The organism is Pantoea sp. S-LA4 (genome assembly GCF_054482835.1).
In genome coordinates this window covers 2281824-2299273 of sequence record NZ_JBTLRC010000002.1, presented here as the reverse complement: position 1 = coordinate 2299273, position 17450 = coordinate 2281824, and the positions used below count along the sequence as shown (strand labels likewise).

The following is a 17450-nucleotide window of genomic DNA, read 5'->3' as shown; positions in this document are numbered from 1 at the left end:
TGTTGAATCAATAAAAATATAACTTACTGAAAATTATAATTAATCAGAGGTCTGCCGATGTCCACTACGCTGCTGTTATCCATCGCGCTGGTCAGCGTGATTCTGCTGTTGCTGCTGGTAATCAAAGCCAAAGTCCATCCGTTTATTGCACTGCTGGTTGCCAGCCTGTTTGTCGCCATCACCACCGGTATCCCGGCCGAAAACATCATGAAAGTGATCCTCGGCGGCATGGGGAGCCTGCTCGGCAGCATTGCCGCCATCATTGTGCTGGGTGCGATTCTCGGCGCGATTATTGAAACGTCCGGCGGGGCCGATCGGCTGGCAAACCGCTTCGCGCAGCTATGCGGACCGCAGCGCATGGTAGCGGCACTCACCACCGTGGCCTTTATTCTGGGGTTGCCGGTATTTTTTGACGTCGGGTTTATTATCGTGGTCCCGCTGATCTATGGCTTTACCAAAGTGATGCGCGTATCGCCGCTGAAGTTTGGTCTGCCCATGGCGGGCATGATGCTGATGGTGCATGTTACGGTGCCCACCCATCCGGGACCCGCCGCTGCCGCCGGATTGCTGAATGTCGATCCTGGCTGGTTAATGATGACCGGAATTGCCCTGTCGATACCGACCGGTATCGCTGGCTATTTCGTCGCCAAAGCGCTTAATCTTCGAAAATATCATCTCTCAGTTCAGGTACTGGAGCAGCTACAGCTGACGGAGCCGAACGCCGGGGGGCAATCCGCCCGTCACCACGATGCACCGGGCGCATTGCTGATTTCAGGCTTAATCGTGCTGCCGATCCTGCTGATTATGCTGGGCACGTTGCTGCCGCCGCATCTTACGCCTGGCAGCCTGCCGCTGAAGATCCTGACGCTGGTCGCATCACCGGCGGTGGCGTTACTGATTACGCTGGCGCTTGCCGGATGGTTACTGGGGCTGCGTCGTGGCTGGACCGCAGAGAAGCTGGAAACGCTGTCAAACAACGCGATATCCACCGCTGCTGGCGTGATTCTGGTTTCAGGTGCCGGAGGCGCGTTTGGTAAAGTGCTGGTGGAGTCTGGCGTAGGCAAAGCGCTGGCCACTTCGCTGCAGACGATCCATCTGCCGTTAATCCCGGCTGCGTTTATTCTTTCACTGGCGCTGCGCGCCTCACAGGGCTCAGCAACGGTGGCGATCGTCACAACCTGTGGATTGCTGAGTACCGCCGTTGCGGGTCTTGGCGAGATGCAGCTGGTGCTGGTGGCGCTGTCCGCCTGTTTCGGCGCGCTGGGCTTGTCACACGTTAATGATTCGGGCTTCTGGGTGGTCACCCGTTATCTCGGCCTGTCGGTCGCCGATGGGTTACGCAGCTGGACGGTACTGACGACTCTGATGGGATTATGCGGTTTTGCGCTGACCTGGCTGGTCTGGGTGATGATCTAAAATCGCAGATGCCGGGACCGCTGACGGCAGCGGGACCCGGCATTAAGGAAGCAGTGAAGGCCGGGCAGAGCGCGCGTTAAGAGACCAGTTCCTGCGCGTAGAGATAGAGCGCTTTTAACTGTCCCAGCTTCTCTGGATCGGCTTCATGAAGATTCGCCAGACCTTCCAGTTCCTGCATAAACGCCTGCACCCGATCAGCATTCAGCACTTCACGCCGATGCTGTAACCAGCGCTGCTGCTCAGCATCATCCAGCGTACCGGGGAAATTACGCGCCCGATAACGGAACAGCAGTTTCGCCACGCGCGCGCTGTCGAAGGTTAAATCCAGCGCCGGCAGATTGGCGGGGGCGGTCTGACGTATAATATTCATGCCCGCGCGATCGGCATCGCTGAAAAAGCCATCGTACAGCTGAGTATCGACATCGTCCGACGGGGTAAACGGCTCCGCTTCAGCAAACAGCGTGACCAGCTTCTCCCGCACCTCAGGCTGCTGACGCAGCAACGCCAGATTCGCCAGACAGTGCTGACGATCGATACCCAGCCGGGCGGCATCTTCCGGACGCAAAGTATTGGCCGGGGCCAGCACCGGACACTTGTTGATATGAACCAGCTTTACCGGTACCGCTGGCCGATCGCCGAGATCGTTTTTCGGCGTATAAAGTCGCTCGCGCAGGGTATCGGCATCGAGTTGCAGCAGCGGTGAGATATCACCGGCCAGATCGACCACAATCAGCGCATTGCGGTTATCGGGATGCCAGGCCAGTGGAACCACCCAGCTGGTATTGCCGCGCGCCGCGCCGAACATGCCGGAGACATGCACCAGCGGTTTCATCTGCGGGATATCAATCAGGTTCATCAGCTTGTTTTTGTTACGGTGGGTAAACAAAAACTCAAACAGTTTTGGCTGCTTCTCTTTTACCAGCTTTGCCATCGCCAGCGTGGCATAGACATCTGACATCGCATCATGCGCATTTTCATGCGCCACGCCGTTGGCTTTGGTCAGATGTTCCAGCCGGAAGCTGGGAAAACCCTCTTCGTTCTCCGGCCAGTGAATGCCTTCCGGGCGTAACGCATAGCAGGCCCGCATCACGTCGAGCAGATCCCAGCGCGAGTTACCGTTCTGCCAGCTCCAGCCATAGGGATCGTAGAAGTTGCGGTAGAAAATATTGCGCGTCACTTCATCATCAAACCGGACGTTGTTGTAGCCCACCACACAGGTCTGTTCGACGGTAAACAGGGCGTGAATGCGTTCAGCAAATTCCGCTTCAGTGACGCCGCGCGCCATCGCCACCTGCGGCGTAATCCCGGTAATCATTACCGCTTCCGGCTGCGGCAGATAGTCATCCGGCGGACGGCAGTAAAAGACCTGCGGCTCGCCGATCGGATTAAAATCGCTGTCGGTGCGCAGCCCGGCAAACTGCGCCGGCCGATCGCGTGAAGGACTGGTCCCGAAGGTCTCGTAATCGTGGAAGAGGAAGGTGGGCTGTACGCGATCGTTATTCAAATTTCATATCCGCTCAATGTCGTTCACTAAACTGATGAACAGAAAGTCATCAGGCTTCCCGCTCGCTTAATGCCTTACTTCATCGGCACCTGGCTGCTGGTGCGAGAGCTGTGCCTGTGCAGAGCACGGTCACGCAGGCAGCATCAGGCTTCACAACCTACATGGTAAACCATAATCCGACCGGCCTGAAGTTTCGGATGGTAGCGGGGACAGGGGTTGCATCTGGCTGAGAGGTAAGGCGGCAGGATTAAACCGGACTTTTTATCTCTCAGGCTGTAGCTCGCTCATTCCAGGTGTCTCGATAGATAATATTCCCTTCGGTATATTTCCAGGTTATCGCTTCATAGCGTAATTCCAGCGTTTCCAGATGCGTGCTGCTGATGCCGTTGGGTGCAAGATAGGGCGATACCGTGGTGACCTTCACGTTTTCCAGGATGATATTAAAATATTCAGTCTCAATTCCTGCATCAATTATCCGGTACATCCTGATTGTCGCCTTCTTCATGATTCGGCCTTCGCAGACAGCTCTGTACAGAAGTGGAGTTGTTTGATCAAACTCCTTCACTATCGTTATAGGCTGGTGAATGCGTGTGCCTGTAAGTTTTCCCCAGTTAGGATCGACCGGAATAGTAACGCCGTGGGAGAATGATTTGAGTTCAATAGAGCCTGAACGCAGTGGCATCTGACAACTACCGACGATTGGAGATCCATTTTCATCGTTAAGCCATAAATGTGCGGGAGCAGACATGTTATATCCTTATATGTTGGAGTTTTTGTTAAATAACGGGTTACCATTTAACCAAGCGGTGGAAAAATATAATGATAACTACAGCAAAAACAGGTACGGGCCACAAAGGGCCTTCAGGGAAGATCTGAAAAAGGGCTACAGAAAAAGCCAGAGTAAGGAGAGCTGGTCCATAGAGAGAAATCCAGGATTTAAAAAGTCGCTTGAGAAATCTTTTTATTAAATTTTCCATTATTCATTTACCGAATCATGTTAGTAATAACTCTGGAGATTTCATCATCAGATGCCCACGCACTTCGCAGGGCTCCAGATCTTTCGAATAAAGGATCAATCAGAAAAAACATCATCTCTAGTTCATTGGCATATAATGCAGAATAATAGCCAGGCAGGGCATATCGAAGTCGGTTTGCGCTATCAGCAGCTTTCTGAACGACGCCATACATTCCCGCAAGAGCAGCAACTGCACCAGCTTTGAGGCCCACCAGTGCGTTCATATCAAGGCTCATTTTCATGCCAACAGATACCGCAGCTGCTACAGCTAAAGAAAACCCGTGCTGCGTTAAATAACTGGCAGCAATATGGATATTTACTGCCATTAACGACTTCTTAATACGCTGTAGTTGGCTAAGGGTTTTGTATTTGAAGACATCTTCAAAATATATTTTGAGCATGTCATTTACTATGTTTCCATGACTGATGAGCTGATACACGCCTTTGGTAAATCTTAAGTCCTCAACTTTTTGCTGCTGACAAATCTCCTGATATTCATCCGTAAAACATGATGTGTAATACATTGCGCGCTGCACACCTGCGCCTATCATATCAATTTGATCAGATACCGCTTTCCCAACGCCGGTAAATGCGTGATCAAGTTTTAAAGCGAGGATGTTATTCGACTGCAGATAACTAATTATTTCTTTGCTGTAGTACATTACCCTTTCCTTTTGATTAATGTCCGCGCGAAATCCGAATAAATTTAAGGGTAAAGATTATTTTGCAATGTGGTGTAAAAGAGGCATTTTGCACCTTTTCCAATAAGTACCCTCTGAGCAGAGACCACGTTATTCAAACCTGTTAAGGCGCGATCAAGTTTCAGCACCACTATCCTGTTGGTTTGCAGAAAATCGATAATCTCCTCACCGTAATAGATAACCTTATCCCTCAGGCCGATGTTCCTTTTATAACCTCACAAAAGGTACGGGCAAATGTTCATTAAGTAAACAGCTTTCACCGCACGCCGTGATCCATCGAACAGTCAGCCAGCGTCTCAGCCGCCGCAGTTCATACTTTTTTTCAATTTATTCAAACCTTCACAACGCTTTTGCCGTAAAAGGTGCGGCTGTTTCCGTTTCGTTTCATAAATAAATTTTTTCTCCCGTGCAGGTAAGGATGAAGTGTTGAAAAGGCGTCTGTTGATTACCGTTACCGCTACTGTTTTTTGGGCTTCGCTGGCACAGGCTGACGACATGCCGTTTCCCGTGACGCCACCGGCGATTGATGCGGCCTCCTGGGTATTGATGGATGCCACTACCGGCCAGGTGCTGACCGCTGGTAATCCGGATGCGCGCCGCAATCCTGCCAGCCTGACCAAGCTGATGACCGGTTATGTGGTCGATCGCGCTATCGATCAAAAGAAAATCAGCCGCGACGATATGGTCACCGTCGGCAAAGATGCCTGGGCTGCCGGTAATCCGGTGTTCAAAGGGTCATCGCTGATGTTCCTCAAGCCCGGCGATAAGCTGAGCGTGCGTGATTTAAGCCGGGGAGTAATCATCGATTCCGGTAATGACGCCTGCGTGGCGCTGGCAGATTATGTGGCGGGCAGCGAAGATAACTTCGTCAAAATGATGAATCACTATGTTGATAAACTCGGCCTGCAAAATACCCACTTCGAAACGGTGCATGGTCTGGACGCACCAGGCCAGTTCTCCAGTGCGCTGGATATGGCGAAACTGTCGCGGGCGATTATCGACGGTGAGCCTGACTTCTATGCCATGTACAGTGAGAAAACCCTGACCTGGAACGGCATCACTCAGAACAACCGTAACGGCTTACTGTGGGATAACAACCTGCATGTCGATGGGCTGAAAACCGGCCACACCGAAACCGCGGGCTTTAACATCATCGCCTCTAACGTGGTGGGCAAACATCGTCTGATCGCGGTGGTGATGGGTGGTAAGAGTCCCAAAGGGCGGGAAGAGCAGGCGCGCAAACTGCTGGTATGGGGTCAGAATACCTTTGATACCGTGCAGCTGTTCCATGCCGGTAAGAAAATAGGCAGCGAGAATGTCTGGTATGGCAATCCGCATCAGGTTGAAGTGGGTACCGCGAATGATGTCTATCTGTCGCTGCCGCGCAGTGAAGTGCAGAACGTCAAAGCGAAATACATCATTAACCGCAGCGATCTGGAAGCGCCGCTGAAAGCCAATGAAGTCATTGGTGAAATTCAGGTGATGGATAAAGATCAGCAGATTGCCCACTATCCGCTGGTGGCGCTGAGCGCCGTAGAGCCTGCTGGCGTGATTACCCGCATCACCGATTATCTCAGGCAGAAATTCTGATCGGCATCGCTGGCACCGTAAACGGGGGCAGCCTTCTGGCTGCCCCACGGAGGTTTAGCGTAACTCTTCCTTCATCTTCTTCACCTCACTGGCCTCAACCGGCGCGGCGGCATTGCCCCAGCTGTTGCGAATGTAGGTGAGCACTGCCGCAATATGGTCATCACTCAGCGTACCGGCAAAGGCTGGCATCGCCGGTGCCGTTGGCCGTGCGTCGGTATCCACGCCGCGACTGCCCGCCAGCACCACATGCATCAGTGATGTCGCATTCGGCTGATTGATCAGCGGATTATCCGCCAGCTGCGGGAAGATGTTCTTTTCACCGCGGCCACCCGGACTGTGGCAGGCCGAGCATTTGGCTTCATAGATCGTCGCCCCGAGCTTCATTCTGTCATCACCGGCATCCAGCGGTTTGGGCTTCTCATCGGCTTTTTTATCGCCCTCCTTGAGATAAACCGCCACCGCATTAAGATCGTCCTCGCGCCAGTGCTGGGTTGAATGGCGCACCGCATCGGCCATCGGGCCGGACGCGATGGCATAGCGGTTCACGCCGGTCCGCAGGTAAGTGACGATATCCTGCTGCGTCCATTTACCCAGCCCGGTATGGTCGCTGGCGTCCAGGTTCGGCGCATACCAATCCTCAACCTCGCTGCCGCCGAGGAAGCGGCCATTTTTGTCGCCGCCCAGCAGATTTTTCGGGGAGTGGCAGGTGCCGCAGTGGCCGAGTCCTTCAACCAGATAGGCGCCACGGTTCCATTCCGCCGACTTGTCCGGATTCGGTTTAAATTCGCCTTTATCAAAGTTGATCCAGTTCCACACTATCAGGCTGGTACGGATGTTGAACGGGAAGGGGAGCTGGTTGGTCTCAACCGGATGATGGATCGGTTGCAGCGTCTGCATCCAGGCCCACAGGTCCTGCAGATCTTTTTCCGACATTTTGGTGTAGGCGGTAAACGGCATCGCGCCATATAACCGTTTGCCGTTATGACCGACGCCGGTATTCATGGCGCGGCGGAAATCATCGTAACTCCAGTCACCAATCCCGGTTTCACGATCAGGGGTGATATTCGCCCCAACCAGGGTACCAAACGGCGTTTGCAGCTTAACGCCACCGGCGAACGGCTGTTTCTCATCGGTGGTGTGACAGGCGGTACAGTCGCCCAGCGTGGCGATATAGCTGCCGCGGGCGATCTGATCATATTCCGGCTGCGCCTGACTGCTGAATGATGCGGCCAGCAGCAACGCGGCGGCAGAGAGAAGCGGTAAAGTTTTCATGCGCTGATCATCTCCCCCGGACGTTTCAGGTAGTAGCGACGGATATCATGCGCCGCTTTAAAGGCCAGCGCGCCCACCGTACCGGTCGGGTTATAGCCGGGATTCTGCGGGAAGGCGGAAGCGCCGACCACAAACAGATTCGGCACATCCCACACCTGCAGATGCTTATTCACCGAGCTGGTGCGCGGATCGGCTCCCATGATAAAGCCGCCGACGACGTGAGAAGACTGATAGGGCACGCTGCTCCAGTGGCCGGTCATCGGCTTAACGATCATCTCACGCGGGTTCATCACCTTAGCAATCTCAGCCACCTTGTTGGTGCAGTACTGCGCCATCTTCAGGTCGTTCTGCGCGAAGTCGAAGGTGATACGTAACAGCGGGCGGCCGTGCGGATCTTTGTAGTTGGGGTCAAGCGACAGGTAGTTGGTGCGGGTGGTATAGCTGCTGGCTTCACAGCCAATCGACATGGTGCTGAGATAGTTATCTTTCAGCGTCTGTTTCCATTTCGACCCCCACTTCGGCGTGTTGGGCGGCAACGGTCGATAACCAATCGGCGCTGCGCCAATTGGCGTTACGCGGATGCTGCCGCCGCCGAAAAAGCCGAGGCCGCTGTGGTCAAAGTTATCGTTATTAAATTCGTCGATCCCCATCCCGACCGCGCCTGCGCCGATAAACGGATTGAAGTTTTTGTTATCGAAAAACAGCGTGACGTTGTTGGCGGTCTGGTAGGCGTAGTTGCGCCCGGTGGTACCGCTGTTGGTCACCGGATCGTAGGCCTCGCCAATCCCGGAGAGCAGCATCAGGCGCACATTTTCAAAGGTGAAGGCGGCGACGATCACCAGATCGGCGGGCTGTTCCCACTCGTCGCCTGACGAGTCGATGTAGGTGACGCCGGTGGCTTTTTTGCCGGTTGAGTCCGTCAGCACCTGCAATACTTCACTGTTGGTATAGGCGGTGAAGTTAGGCTTACGCATCAGCGCCGGCAGCACGGTGGTGATGGCGCTGGCTTTGGAGTAGTTGGCACAGCCGTAGTTAGTGCAAAAGCCGCAGAAGGTGCAGGGCCCCATCGTCACGCCGTACGGATTGGTATAGGCCTCCGAGACCAGCGAGGAGGGCACCGGGAACGGCTGATAGCCGAGATTTTTTGCCGCATCGGCAAACAGCGTTGGCGCATAAGGCTGACGCAGCGGCGGCGTCGGATAGTCGCCGGAGCGCGCGCCCTCAAACGGATTGCCGCCCGGCCGTTTTTCACCGTTAAGGTTACCGGCGCGGCCCGAGGTGCCCGCCACCCGCTCAAACTGCATATAGTGCGGCTCCATCTCCTCCCAGGTTGTGCCCCAGTCCTGCAGCACCAACTCATCAGGTATGGCGCTGGCACCGTAACGCTCGGTCAGATGGCTCTTCAGGCGGAACTCTTCGGGCTGGAAGCGAAAGGTGATGCCAGCCCAGTGGTTGCCTGCGCCGCCGGTGCCGTTGCCGGGGTGAAACGATCCCCAGGTGCGCATCGGTAACGCGGTCTGCGACGGGTTGTTGCGCATGGTGCAGGTGTTCTGGCGAGTGCGCAGCATCAGTTCTTCACGCATCACATAACGCAGCTCATCGGTGACGGTACCGATATTGAAGTCGCGAGCGGTATCGCGCCACGGACCCCGTTCAATACCGACCACTTCCAGGCCTTCATCGGCCAGTTCATTGGCGATAATCGATCCGGCCCAGCCGAGGCCAATCACCACGACATCGGTTTTGGGAAGTTTTTTCATGATTCGTCCTTTGCTTTCCATTGCGCAATACTGATCGGTTCGAAGTGCAGATCTTCGTTATGCCGCTCGATGTAATCGCGGTAGTCATAGCGCGCGCCCGGAAAACCGAGCATTTTCCATGACACCATCTCCCGGTTGCCGCCATACACCGGATCGGCAAAGAAGCCTTCCATGGTGTTATTGAGCACTTCGAGAAAGAAGGATTGCGCATCGAAATCGCTGAAGTGAACCTTACCGGCCTCCATCGCGTGCAGCAGTTCGTCCTGCTGTGGCGGCGTCAGATCAGTGAAGTTTTTGTTCGAGGTCTGCTGAACGTAGCGGTTAAGCGCGGCGATGCCCTTGCGGTAGCGCTGGCGCGGCACCAGCGGGGATTGATCGCCCTGTTCAGTGGTGCCTTGCTGAAACGGGCCCTGCATATAGAGGCGCTCAAAAGTGCCGTAGGAGCCGTGCAGCTGACGATCGATAAAGACCGCGCAGCCCGCCTCTTTGCCGCCCACGCTGAGGTCATCGGCCGGGATCAGCCGGTCAACCATCGCTTCGATGGTCTTTGCTTCAGCATCAGTAAAAAACAGCCAGCCTTGCTGGGGATAGGTTTCTGGAGGATTATCGGAGAATGGCGTCCAGCCTGGACTGCCTTTCAGAGAAACGGCATCGGCGACCTGGCTGACCGTCGCCGCAACGCCCAGCGTCGACCATGTCAGAACCTGCCGCCGCGTGACGCCCGGCAGGGTTTTTGCTCTCTTTCTCATCGTGCTTCCTTCTCAAGTGTTACTAACAAAAGCGAAAGGTTAAAAACTGTTGGCAATTTGTTTTTTGAGTTCGGGGCCGTATGTAAAGGCGATGTTGATAATTGTAAGGGAACGTCAAAACTGTTTTGAAATGTAGATGGCGCACTAAGCCTTAGCAACATCAGGGGTTAAGATAGCGCACGAATTGATCCACCAACCGGAAAACCACTTTGCGATCTGATAAGCCCATATCAAAACTTGAGTTTTGGTTCTATCGTCACTACCGCAGTGTTCATGGCGTGCGCATCGCTATCGCTTTTTTACTCTGCTTTATTTTTGTCCGGGCTACCGGTATTCCGGAAGGCACCTGGCCGCTGATTACCCTGGTGGTGGTGATGGGGCCGATCTCAACCTGGGGAAATGTCTTTCCGCGCGCCTTGCAGCGCATCAGCGGCACGGTGGCGGGATCGATCTCGGGGTTGATTGCCCTGAAGCTGGAGCTGATCTCCATGCCGATGATGCTGGCATGGTGTGGCGTGGCGATGTTTATCAGCGGCTACCTGACGCTGGGCAAGCATCCCTATATGGCGCTGCTGATTGGCATTACCCTCAGCGTGGTGGTTGGCGCACCGACCGGCGATTTCACCATGGCGCTGTGGCGCGGCGGCGATGTGATCCTCGGTTCGCTGATGGCGCTGCTGTTTACCGCCATCTGGGCGCAGCGCGCCTACATTCACTGGCGTATTCAGCTCTCGGACACGCTGGCGGAGATGGCGAAAATTTATCACGCCGGCTTCTCACCCAACCTGGTGGATAAGCCGCGCCTGAACAAGCCGCTGGGTAAGTTGCTGACCAGCGTAATCAGGATGCGGGCGCTGCTGGAGCCGTCGAGCAAAGAGACGCGCATTCCGAAATCGGTGCTTGAAGCGATTCAGACCATAAACCGTAATATGGTGTACACCATTGAGATGCAGATTAATGCCTGGTGGGCTTCGCGCGAGAGCCATCTGATTCTGCTAAATGCTCCGGCATTACGTCGTACCCAGCAGATGACCGAAAGCACCCTGCGTGCGCTGTCGGTGATGGCGATTGAAGGCGAGACCGACGAAGTGCTGGCCAACAGCCACGAACTGACCGAAATCAGTGACGAACTGCGGCGGCTGATAGCGGAAGCTGGCAGTGAAAGGCTGGAGGAAACGCCGATCTACGGTTACGTCTGGTTAAGCCTTGAGCTGGCAAAACAGCTGGAGCGGATGACCGATCTGATGCGGATGGCGCTGCGCAAATAATCACCTCAGACAATGACTTAATGTGAAACCGGGTTTCTTTGCGCTAAGATAAGGGCCAGTCCGAAATTAGCTGTGAAAATTGCGTATAAGGCTGGCTAGCCGCTAAGCTGATCGTTTTGTCTCTCTCCCTGCGTCAGCAGGCTCAAAGAAAGGTGCCATCATGGAAAATGCCAAGCAATCATTTCAGGACGTCCTGGAGTTCGTGCGTATGTTCCGCCGCAAAAACAAACTGCAGCGTGAAATTGTCGATAACGAGAAGAAAATTCGCGACAACCAGAAGCGCGTCCTGCTGTTAGACAACCTGAGCGAGTACATTAAACCCGGCATGAGCGTGGAGGCGATTCAGGAAATTATCGCCAGCATGCGTGTGGATTATGAAGATCGCGTCGATGAGTACATCATCAAAAACGCCGATCTGTCGAAAGAGCGTCGTGAGCTGTCGAAAAAGATCAAAGCCATGGGCGTCGGCGAACACCCGAAAGCCTGAGGCAGATAACGGAGCCGGTCCGCTGCGCTCTGTTAACTGAGGCCCGCTCCCGTTTCCGGGGGCGGGTTTTTTTATGGGCGATGGATTGCGACGTGGCGGTCAGCCTCTGCCTGGCGGAGTGGCTGCGCTACTTTGCTGTCAGCTGGCGGGCAATGGCCTGTAGCTGCTGCGCCAGCGCGGTTAAATCGACGCCGGAGTCGGCGGGTGGGGCGGTGGTTTCCCGGATCACCAGCGTGGTTTCCAGCGCTGCATCACTGAGGGTTTCGCCCTGTAGCTGCGCCAGCAATCGCTCGACGCTGAGCACGCCAAGCTGTTGTAAATCCTGACGCACCGTGGTGAGCGGCGGCTGATACCACGCACTCTCGGCGGTATCGTCATAGCCAATGACCGAAATCTGTCCCGGAATCGCCACGCCGTGCTGATGGAGGGCGCGCATCGCACCCAGCGCCATCTGGTCATTGGCCACCAGCAGGGCCTGAGGTAAGGCATCGGGCAACTGCGCCAGTAACACCTGATAGCCTGACTGCGCACTCCAGTCGCCGCGCAGCGAGCAATGCGGTGTCAGCTGATGATCTGCCAGCGCCTGACGCCAGGCAGCTTCCCGCTGACGTGCCGACACCGATCGCTCCGGGCCGTTCAGCAAGCCGATCTGCCGGTGTCCCAGCGCCACCAGATGTTCGACCGCCGCTCGCGCCCCGGGATGATTAGGATACTGACACTGCGCCACGGCCGCCTGCGGCTCGACATCCAGAAACAGCGCCGGTTTTGCGCCGCACAACGCCTGGATCTGCTGCGCCTCCTCCGCCTGCAGCGGCAGGTTAATCAGTAAGCCATCCACCCGCTGAGCCAGCAGCTCGTTGACCGTCGCCGCGGCGTCATTGCCGCTCTCCATCGCGATCACCAGATGGTAGCCCGCCGCCGCCGCGCGTCGCTGAATTGCCGAGGCAATCTGAGCCGGTGCCATCAGCGCCAGATCGCTGGTGGCAAGTCCCAGGGTACGGGTCGCTTTACCGGCCAGCTGTTGCGCCACCCGATTCGGCACATAATTGAGCTGCTGCATCGCCGCTTCTACCCGCTCCCGGGTGCGGACAGAAACCTGTTCAGAACGATTAAGCACGCGTGAAACGGTTTGATAAGAGACGCCAGCCAGTTGAGCGACATCATCAAGGGTCACAGAGCGGGAAGTCATTGATCTCTCCAGTAGATGAAGTGGCGATTGTAGCAAATTTTCCCACTGCAGCGCTGCTGTGGCGCGTTACACTGCGCAGCGACAAGGAGAAAAAGATGCAGCTTACTGAACGTGACAGGAATGACGTCAACCTGATTGCCGACTGGCTGGCGCTGGATCAGCTCTCCGGACAGGATGAGATCCACGCCGATTTGCTGATACTGGCGGGCCATGCGGTGCTGCCTAACATTGAAGGCGCGGTGGCGCTGGCAAAAAGTTCTGGCTTACCGCTGTTGATCAGCGGTGGCATCGGCCATGCCACGCCGCTGCTCGCCGGGGCGATGGCCGCGCATCCGTTGTATCGCCAGATTGATACGCAGGGAAAAAGCGAGGCGCAGATGCTGGCTGCTATCGCGCGGACCTTTGCCGATCTGCCGGACGATCGGCTGCTGCTGGAGGGCGAATCGCGCAACTGCGGCGAAAATGCGGCCTTGAGTCAGCGGCTGCTGGAGAGCCGTGGCATCCGGCCGCAGCAGGTGATTCTGATTCAGGACCCGTTGCTGCAGCGGCGCACCGACGCCACCTTCCGCTGGCAGTGGCGCGATCGGGCGGCGGCTCCCCGCTTTATCAGCTGGCCGGTTTTTGTGCCGCAGTTAACCGCTGAGGCGGGCCAGTTGCGGATTACCGGCGCTGCGCCGCAGGGTCTGTGGTCGCTGGAGCGCTTTATGTCGCTGCTGATGGGCGAGGTCCAGCGGCTGCGTAACGACGAACAGGGCTATGGGCCGCGCGGCAAAGGGTTCTTTGCCGAAGTAACGTTGCCTGATGAGGTTGAGGCAGCGTGGCAACGGCTGATGCGTCTCGCTGGCGTACAGCAGCGGATTCAGGGGAGCTGAAAAGCGGCGGGCCGGCGCGATGCGGCCCGCTGGCGTTTAGCGATTTTGCAGATAGACCTGCAGATTGACAAATACCGCATTCAGCAGGGGCGTGTTCAGACCGTACTGACCGGCACGCAGCAACAGATCGCCGATGATCTGGTCGGCTTCAATATCGAATCCCTGGCATAAATCGCGGTACATCGAGGAGGTCATCGGTGTGGCAGGATCGTTCAGCAGCTCGAAGATTCTGGCGGTTACCGCCGGGCGTGGCTGATAACCCGCAGCACCGATTACCGTCAGGATCTCGGTGAAAATTCCCTGAAGCAGCGCTTCGCCGCCTGATGATCGCAGCACCTGCTGGGTATCACCGCGCGCCAGACAGCAGACCGCGCCGAGCGTGCTGAGCAGCAGCCACTTCTCCCACAGTTCATCCATCATGTTGTCGCTGAAGCGGGTATCGACCTGAGCGTCGCGCAGCGCTGCGTCAACCCGCTGCAGGCGCGCATCGTTATTACCGTCGAGCGCGCCGTAATAGAGTTGATGCAGCGCGGTCATCTGGATCACTTCACCGTTGTCGCCCAGCGTGGCGTTGATTTTACACATTCCGCCGATCACCGCCTCGCGGCCAAAGCGCTGCTGCAGCGTTTCAATGTGCCGCATACCGTTCAGAATCGGCATGATCAGCGTCTGCGGACCGACGGCAGGCGCAATGTCTTCCATCACCTGTTCAAGGGCAAAACTTTTTACCGTCAGAATAATCAGGTCGTAGTGGCCGTGCAGTGACGCCGCCTGCACCAGTTGCGGCCGCAGCGTTTCGCTGCCGCCGGGCGTCTGCAACACCAGCCCCTTTTCCTGCAACTGCCGGTAGCGCCGTTCGCGCACCAGAAACGTCACGTCCTGGCCCGCCTGAGCCAGTCGCGCGCCAAAATAGCCGCCGGTCGCGCCGGCACCTGCTATCAGAATCCGCATAGAGTTTCCCTTTAATTAAATACCGTTACCTTAAAACGTCGTCGCCGGGCTTGCCAGCCCGTGCGTGCGGTGCGGCATCCTGGTGGATGGCGGTCAGCACGCTGGTCAGTAAGCCGGGGAAGCGTTGTTCGAGATCCTCACGCCGCAGCGAAATCAGATTTTCCCGCCCCAGCGGTCGTTGCCAGATCACGCCACTGTCACGCAGCACCCGCCAGTGATGCGTCATGGTCGATTTCGCCACTTCACCGCGCAACAGGCCGCAGGGCTGTTCACCTTCACGCGCCAGGGTATCCACGATCGCCAGCCGCAGCGGATTGCCCAGCGCGAACAACACATTTTCCAGCCGTAACTCTCCGGTTTCCGGATGATGACTCAGCATAACCTTCCTGTTGTTTAGAGTGAGCTGATTAATAATAGCTCAAACTGTTCGTATAGAGTCGTACCATTGGGCTACGCTTGCTGACACAGCTGCGCAAAAATTGCGCATCACGTTCCCGTCAATCTGACTAAGGATACATCATGCCCCGACCCCTACCGATCGAACGTTACCGTAATATCGGCATCTCCGCGCATATCGATGCCGGTAAAACCACCACCACCGAGCGCATTCTGTTTTACACCGGAATGAGTCACAAGCTGGGGGAAGTGCACGATGGCGCGGCAACAACCGACTGGATGGCGCAGGAGCAGGAGCGCGGCATTACCATCACCTCTGCCGCCGTCAGTTGCTTCTGGCCGGGCATGGATAAGCGCTTTGAGCCGCACCGCATCAATATTATCGACACCCCAGGCCACGTCGATTTCACCATCGAGGTCGAGCGCTCAATGCGGGTGCTGGATGGGGCGGTGATGGTGTATGACGCCGTGGGCGGTGTACAGCCGCAGTCGGAGACGGTATGGCGTCAGGCGAATAAATATCATGTACCGCGGCTGGCGTTCGTCAACAAAATGGACCGCCAGGGCGCCGATTTTTTCCGCGTCGTCACCATGATGCAGTCACGGCTGAAAGCCAATCCGGTACCGATTGTGATCCCGATCGGGCGTGAAGAGCAGTTCGTCGGGGTGATCGATCTGATCCGTATGCAGGCGATCTACTGGGATGAAGAGAGCCAGGGAATGACCTTCAGCTATGGTGAGATCCCGGCTGACCAACTGGCCGAAGCGCAACGCTGGCGTGAAAAAATGGTCGCGGCGGCGGCGGAAGCCAATGAAACCCTGACCGAAGCCTGGCTGGAGCAGGGCGATCTCAGCGAGCAGCAGGTGATTGCCGGTTTACGCCAGCGCACGCTGCAAAACCAGATTCAGCCGATGCTGTGCGGCAGCGCGTTTAAGAACAAAGGAGTGCAGCGGATGCTGGATGCGGTGGTCGAACTGATGCCGTCACCGGCTGATGTGCCGGCGATCAGCGGCATTGATGAGGCTGGCAACCCCGCTGAACGCCATCCGGATGATGACGAACCGTTCTCGGCGCTGGCGTTTAAGCTGATGAGCGATCCCTTTGTCGGCCAGTTGACCTTTGTGCGGGTTTACTCGGGCGTGTTACGCAAGGGTGACAGCGTCTATAACGCGGTTAAAGGCAAAAAAGAGCGCATTGGCCGTATCGTGCAGATGCACGCCAACGCCCGTCATGAGATCGACGAAATACGCGCCGGAGATATCGCCGCCTGCGTCGGGCTGAAAGAGGTCACCACCGGCGAAACCCTGTGCGATCCGCACGCCATCATTACCCTGGAGCGGATGGAGTTTCCTGAACCGGTGATTTCGCTGTCGATTGAGCCGAAAACCAAAGCGGACCAGGAGAAGATGGGGCTGGCGTTACAGCGGCTGGCGGCAGAAGATCCCTCGTTCCGGCTGCACACCGATGAGGAGTCGGGCCAGTCGATCATCTCCGGCATGGGCGAACTGCATCTGGAGATTATCGTCGACCGCCTGAAGCGTGAATTTGGCGTCGAGGCGAATATCGGGCGACCGCAGGTGACTTACCGCGAAACGCTGCGCAAAGCGGTACAGGATGTGGAAGGTAAGTTTGTGCGCCAGTCGGGCGGCAAAGGGCAGTACGGCCATGTGGTACTGAGCCTGCAACCGGGTGAGGCGGGCAGCGGCTTTGTCTTTGAAGATGCCACCAAAGGCGGCGTGGTGCCGCGTGAATATATCCCGTCAGTGGAGAAAGGCGTGCGCGAGGCGCTGAACAGTGGCGTGCTGGCGGGCTATCCGATTGTTGATATCAAAGCGACCCTGACGTTTGGCTCTTATCATGAGGTCGACTCCTCGGAGATGGCCTTCCGCATGGCGGCCATTCTCGGCTTTCGCGCCGCGGCCAAACAGGCCGATCCGGCGATTCTGGAGCCGGTGATGAAGGTGGAAGTGGAGACGCCGGAAGAGTACGCCGGCGGCATCATGGGCGATCTGTCGTCACGTCGCGGGGCGGTGCAGGGCATGGATGAGCATTTTGGCGGCCGGATTATTCGCGCTGAAGTGCCGCTGTCGGAGATGTTCGGCTACTCCACCAGCCTGCGCTCGCTGACCCAGGGGCGCGCCACCTACAGCATGGAGTTCAGCCACTACGCGCAGGCGCCGCGCAACGTGGCTGATGCGATCATCGCCGCCCGTAAATAGAACAGTGCGGCAGGGAAGCCTGGTGCCCGTCAGTAAAGCGACAGGTGTTAACGCGGTCTG

16 protein-coding genes are annotated in these 17450 nt (G+C 56.5%); 7 read left to right on the top strand and 9 right to left on the bottom strand.

The features are described from left to right. The first annotated feature begins 57 nt into the window (after positions 1–57). Positions 58–1416 (top strand): GntP family transporter, encoded by a 1359-nt coding sequence (locus ACX3P5_RS11685; RefSeq protein ID WP_262287618.1) that lies wholly within the window; start codon positions 58–60, stop codon positions 1414–1416. 76 nt (positions 1417–1492) lie between these two features. Here the strand turns inward: ACX3P5_RS11685 and sbcB are convergent, their stop codons facing one another. Together sbcB and ACX3P5_RS11675 are read right to left on the bottom strand one after the other, a co-directional pair. Next, a complete protein-coding gene (gene sbcB, locus ACX3P5_RS11680; protein ID WP_458968746.1) occupies positions 1493–2920 on the bottom strand; it encodes an exodeoxyribonuclease I in 1428 nt (475 codons plus the stop codon). A 268-nt stretch (positions 2921–3188) separates the two neighbouring features. Next, entirely contained in the window at positions 3189–3668 is a 480-nt protein-coding gene (locus ACX3P5_RS11675; protein WP_233987676.1) for an Hcp family type VI secretion system effector, read from the bottom strand. Here ACX3P5_RS11675 and ACX3P5_RS11670 point away from each other — a divergent pair. After that, positions 3667–3888, top strand: coding sequence for a hypothetical protein (locus ACX3P5_RS11670; protein WP_458968745.1), 222 nt, complete (start codon positions 3667–3669; stop codon positions 3886–3888). The genes ACX3P5_RS11675 and ACX3P5_RS11670 overlap by 2 nt on opposite strands. Before the next feature lie 16 nt (positions 3889–3904). Here the strand turns inward: ACX3P5_RS11670 and ACX3P5_RS11665 are convergent, their stop codons facing one another. Then, a complete protein-coding gene (locus ACX3P5_RS11665) occupies positions 3905–4597 on the bottom strand; it encodes a hypothetical protein (protein ID WP_458968744.1) in 693 nt (230 codons plus the stop codon). A gap of 465 nt (positions 4598–5062) precedes the next feature. Between ACX3P5_RS11665 and dacD the strand changes: the two genes are divergently transcribed. Then, complete coding sequence (gene dacD, locus ACX3P5_RS11660; protein ID WP_262287619.1) at positions 5063–6226, top strand: serine-type D-Ala-D-Ala carboxypeptidase DacD; 1164 nt, start codon at positions 5063–5065, stop codon at positions 6224–6226. 54 nt (positions 6227–6280) lie between these two features. Here the strand turns inward: dacD and ACX3P5_RS11655 are convergent, their stop codons facing one another. From ACX3P5_RS11655 to ACX3P5_RS11645, 3 genes are read right to left on the bottom strand one after another with little or no spacing between them, the layout of a single operon-like run. Continuing rightward, complete coding sequence (locus ACX3P5_RS11655) at positions 6281–7498, bottom strand: cytochrome c (protein ID WP_233987681.1); 1218 nt, start codon at positions 7496–7498, stop codon at positions 6281–6283. Further along, entirely contained in the window at positions 7495–9261 is a 1767-nt protein-coding gene (locus ACX3P5_RS11650; protein ID WP_233988154.1) for a GMC family oxidoreductase, read from the bottom strand. Before ACX3P5_RS11650 ends, ACX3P5_RS11655 begins: the two co-directional genes overlap by 4 nt. Beyond that, on the bottom strand, positions 9255–10007 hold the full coding sequence (locus tag ACX3P5_RS11645; protein WP_293002157.1) for a gluconate 2-dehydrogenase subunit 3 family protein: 753 nt from the start codon (positions 10005–10007) through the stop codon (positions 9255–9257). The genes ACX3P5_RS11650 and ACX3P5_RS11645 overlap by 7 nt, the downstream gene beginning before the upstream one ends. A gap of 209 nt (positions 10008–10216) precedes the next feature. Between ACX3P5_RS11645 and ACX3P5_RS11640 the strand changes: the two genes are divergently transcribed. Both ACX3P5_RS11640 and tmaR read left to right on the top strand, forming a co-directional pair. Beyond that, positions 10217–11275, top strand: a complete 1059-nt coding sequence (locus tag ACX3P5_RS11640; protein WP_233987683.1) for an FUSC family protein — start codon at positions 10217–10219, stop codon at positions 11273–11275. A 160-nt stretch (positions 11276–11435) separates the two neighbouring features. Next, positions 11436–11762, top strand: coding sequence for a PTS system regulator TmaR (tmaR, locus tag ACX3P5_RS11635; RefSeq protein WP_004571340.1), 327 nt, complete (start codon positions 11436–11438; stop codon positions 11760–11762). A 127-nt stretch (positions 11763–11889) separates the two neighbouring features. On the opposite strand, the gene ACX3P5_RS11630 is transcribed toward tmaR, so the two are convergent. Continuing rightward, positions 11890–12951, bottom strand: coding sequence for a LacI family DNA-binding transcriptional regulator (locus tag ACX3P5_RS11630; protein ID WP_233987684.1), 1062 nt, complete (start codon positions 12949–12951; stop codon positions 11890–11892). Between ACX3P5_RS11630 and ACX3P5_RS11625 the strand changes: the two genes are divergently transcribed. After that, positions 12951–13823, top strand: a complete 873-nt coding sequence (locus tag ACX3P5_RS11625; RefSeq protein WP_336755582.1) for a YdcF family protein — start codon at positions 12951–12953, stop codon at positions 13821–13823. The two genes, ACX3P5_RS11630 and ACX3P5_RS11625, sit on opposite strands and share 1 nt — an antisense overlap. A gap of 36 nt (positions 13824–13859) precedes the next feature. On the opposite strand, the gene ACX3P5_RS11620 is transcribed toward ACX3P5_RS11625, so the two are convergent. Continuing rightward, positions 13860–14774: a ketopantoate reductase family protein gene (locus ACX3P5_RS11620; RefSeq protein ID WP_458968743.1), complete on the bottom strand. Its 915-nt coding sequence runs from the start codon at positions 14772–14774 to the stop codon at positions 13860–13862. A 25-nt stretch (positions 14775–14799) separates the two neighbouring features. Next, positions 14800–15153, bottom strand: coding sequence for an ArsR/SmtB family transcription factor (locus ACX3P5_RS11615; RefSeq protein WP_458968742.1), 354 nt, complete (start codon positions 15151–15153; stop codon positions 14800–14802). 140 nt (positions 15154–15293) lie between these two features. Here ACX3P5_RS11615 and fusA point away from each other — a divergent pair, with 140 nt between their 5' ends. Then, positions 15294–17390: an elongation factor G gene (gene fusA, locus ACX3P5_RS11610; RefSeq protein ID WP_458968741.1), complete on the top strand. Its 2097-nt coding sequence runs from the start codon at positions 15294–15296 to the stop codon at positions 17388–17390. Positions 17391–17450: the final 60 nt, after the last annotated feature.

Excerpts from the sequence above, each read along its gene's own strand:
- ACX3P5_RS11685 (WP_262287618.1), top strand. The coding sequence starts at position 58 with ATGTCCACTACGCTGCTGTTATCCATCGCGCTGGTCAGCGTGATTCTG.
- ACX3P5_RS11630 (WP_233987684.1), bottom strand. The coding sequence starts at position 12,951 with ATGACTTCCCGCTCTGTGACCCTTGATGATGTCGCTCAACTGGCTGGC.
- ACX3P5_RS11655 (WP_233987681.1), bottom strand. The coding sequence starts at position 7,498 with ATGAAAACTTTACCGCTTCTCTCTGCCGCCGCGTTGCTGCTGGCCGCA.
- ACX3P5_RS11615 (WP_458968742.1), bottom strand. The coding sequence starts at position 15,153 with ATGCTGAGTCATCATCCGGAAACCGGAGAGTTACGGCTGGAAAATGTG.
- ACX3P5_RS11645 (WP_293002157.1), bottom strand. The coding sequence starts at position 10,007 with ATGAGAAAGAGAGCAAAAACCCTGCCGGGCGTCACGCGGCGGCAGGTT.
- fusA (WP_458968741.1), top strand. The coding sequence starts at position 15,294 with ATGCCCCGACCCCTACCGATCGAACGTTACCGTAATATCGGCATCTCC.
- ACX3P5_RS11675 (WP_233987676.1), bottom strand. The coding sequence starts at position 3,668 with ATGTCTGCTCCCGCACATTTATGGCTTAACGATGAAAATGGATCTCCA.
- ACX3P5_RS11620 (WP_458968743.1), bottom strand. The coding sequence starts at position 14,774 with ATGCGGATTCTGATAGCAGGTGCCGGCGCGACCGGCGGCTATTTTGGC.
- ACX3P5_RS11665 (WP_458968744.1), bottom strand. The coding sequence starts at position 4,597 with ATGTACTACAGCAAAGAAATAATTAGTTATCTGCAGTCGAATAACATC.
- ACX3P5_RS11670 (WP_458968745.1), top strand. The coding sequence starts at position 3,667 with ATGTTATATCCTTATATGTTGGAGTTTTTGTTAAATAACGGGTTACCA.
- tmaR (WP_004571340.1), top strand. The coding sequence starts at position 11,436 with ATGGAAAATGCCAAGCAATCATTTCAGGACGTCCTGGAGTTCGTGCGT.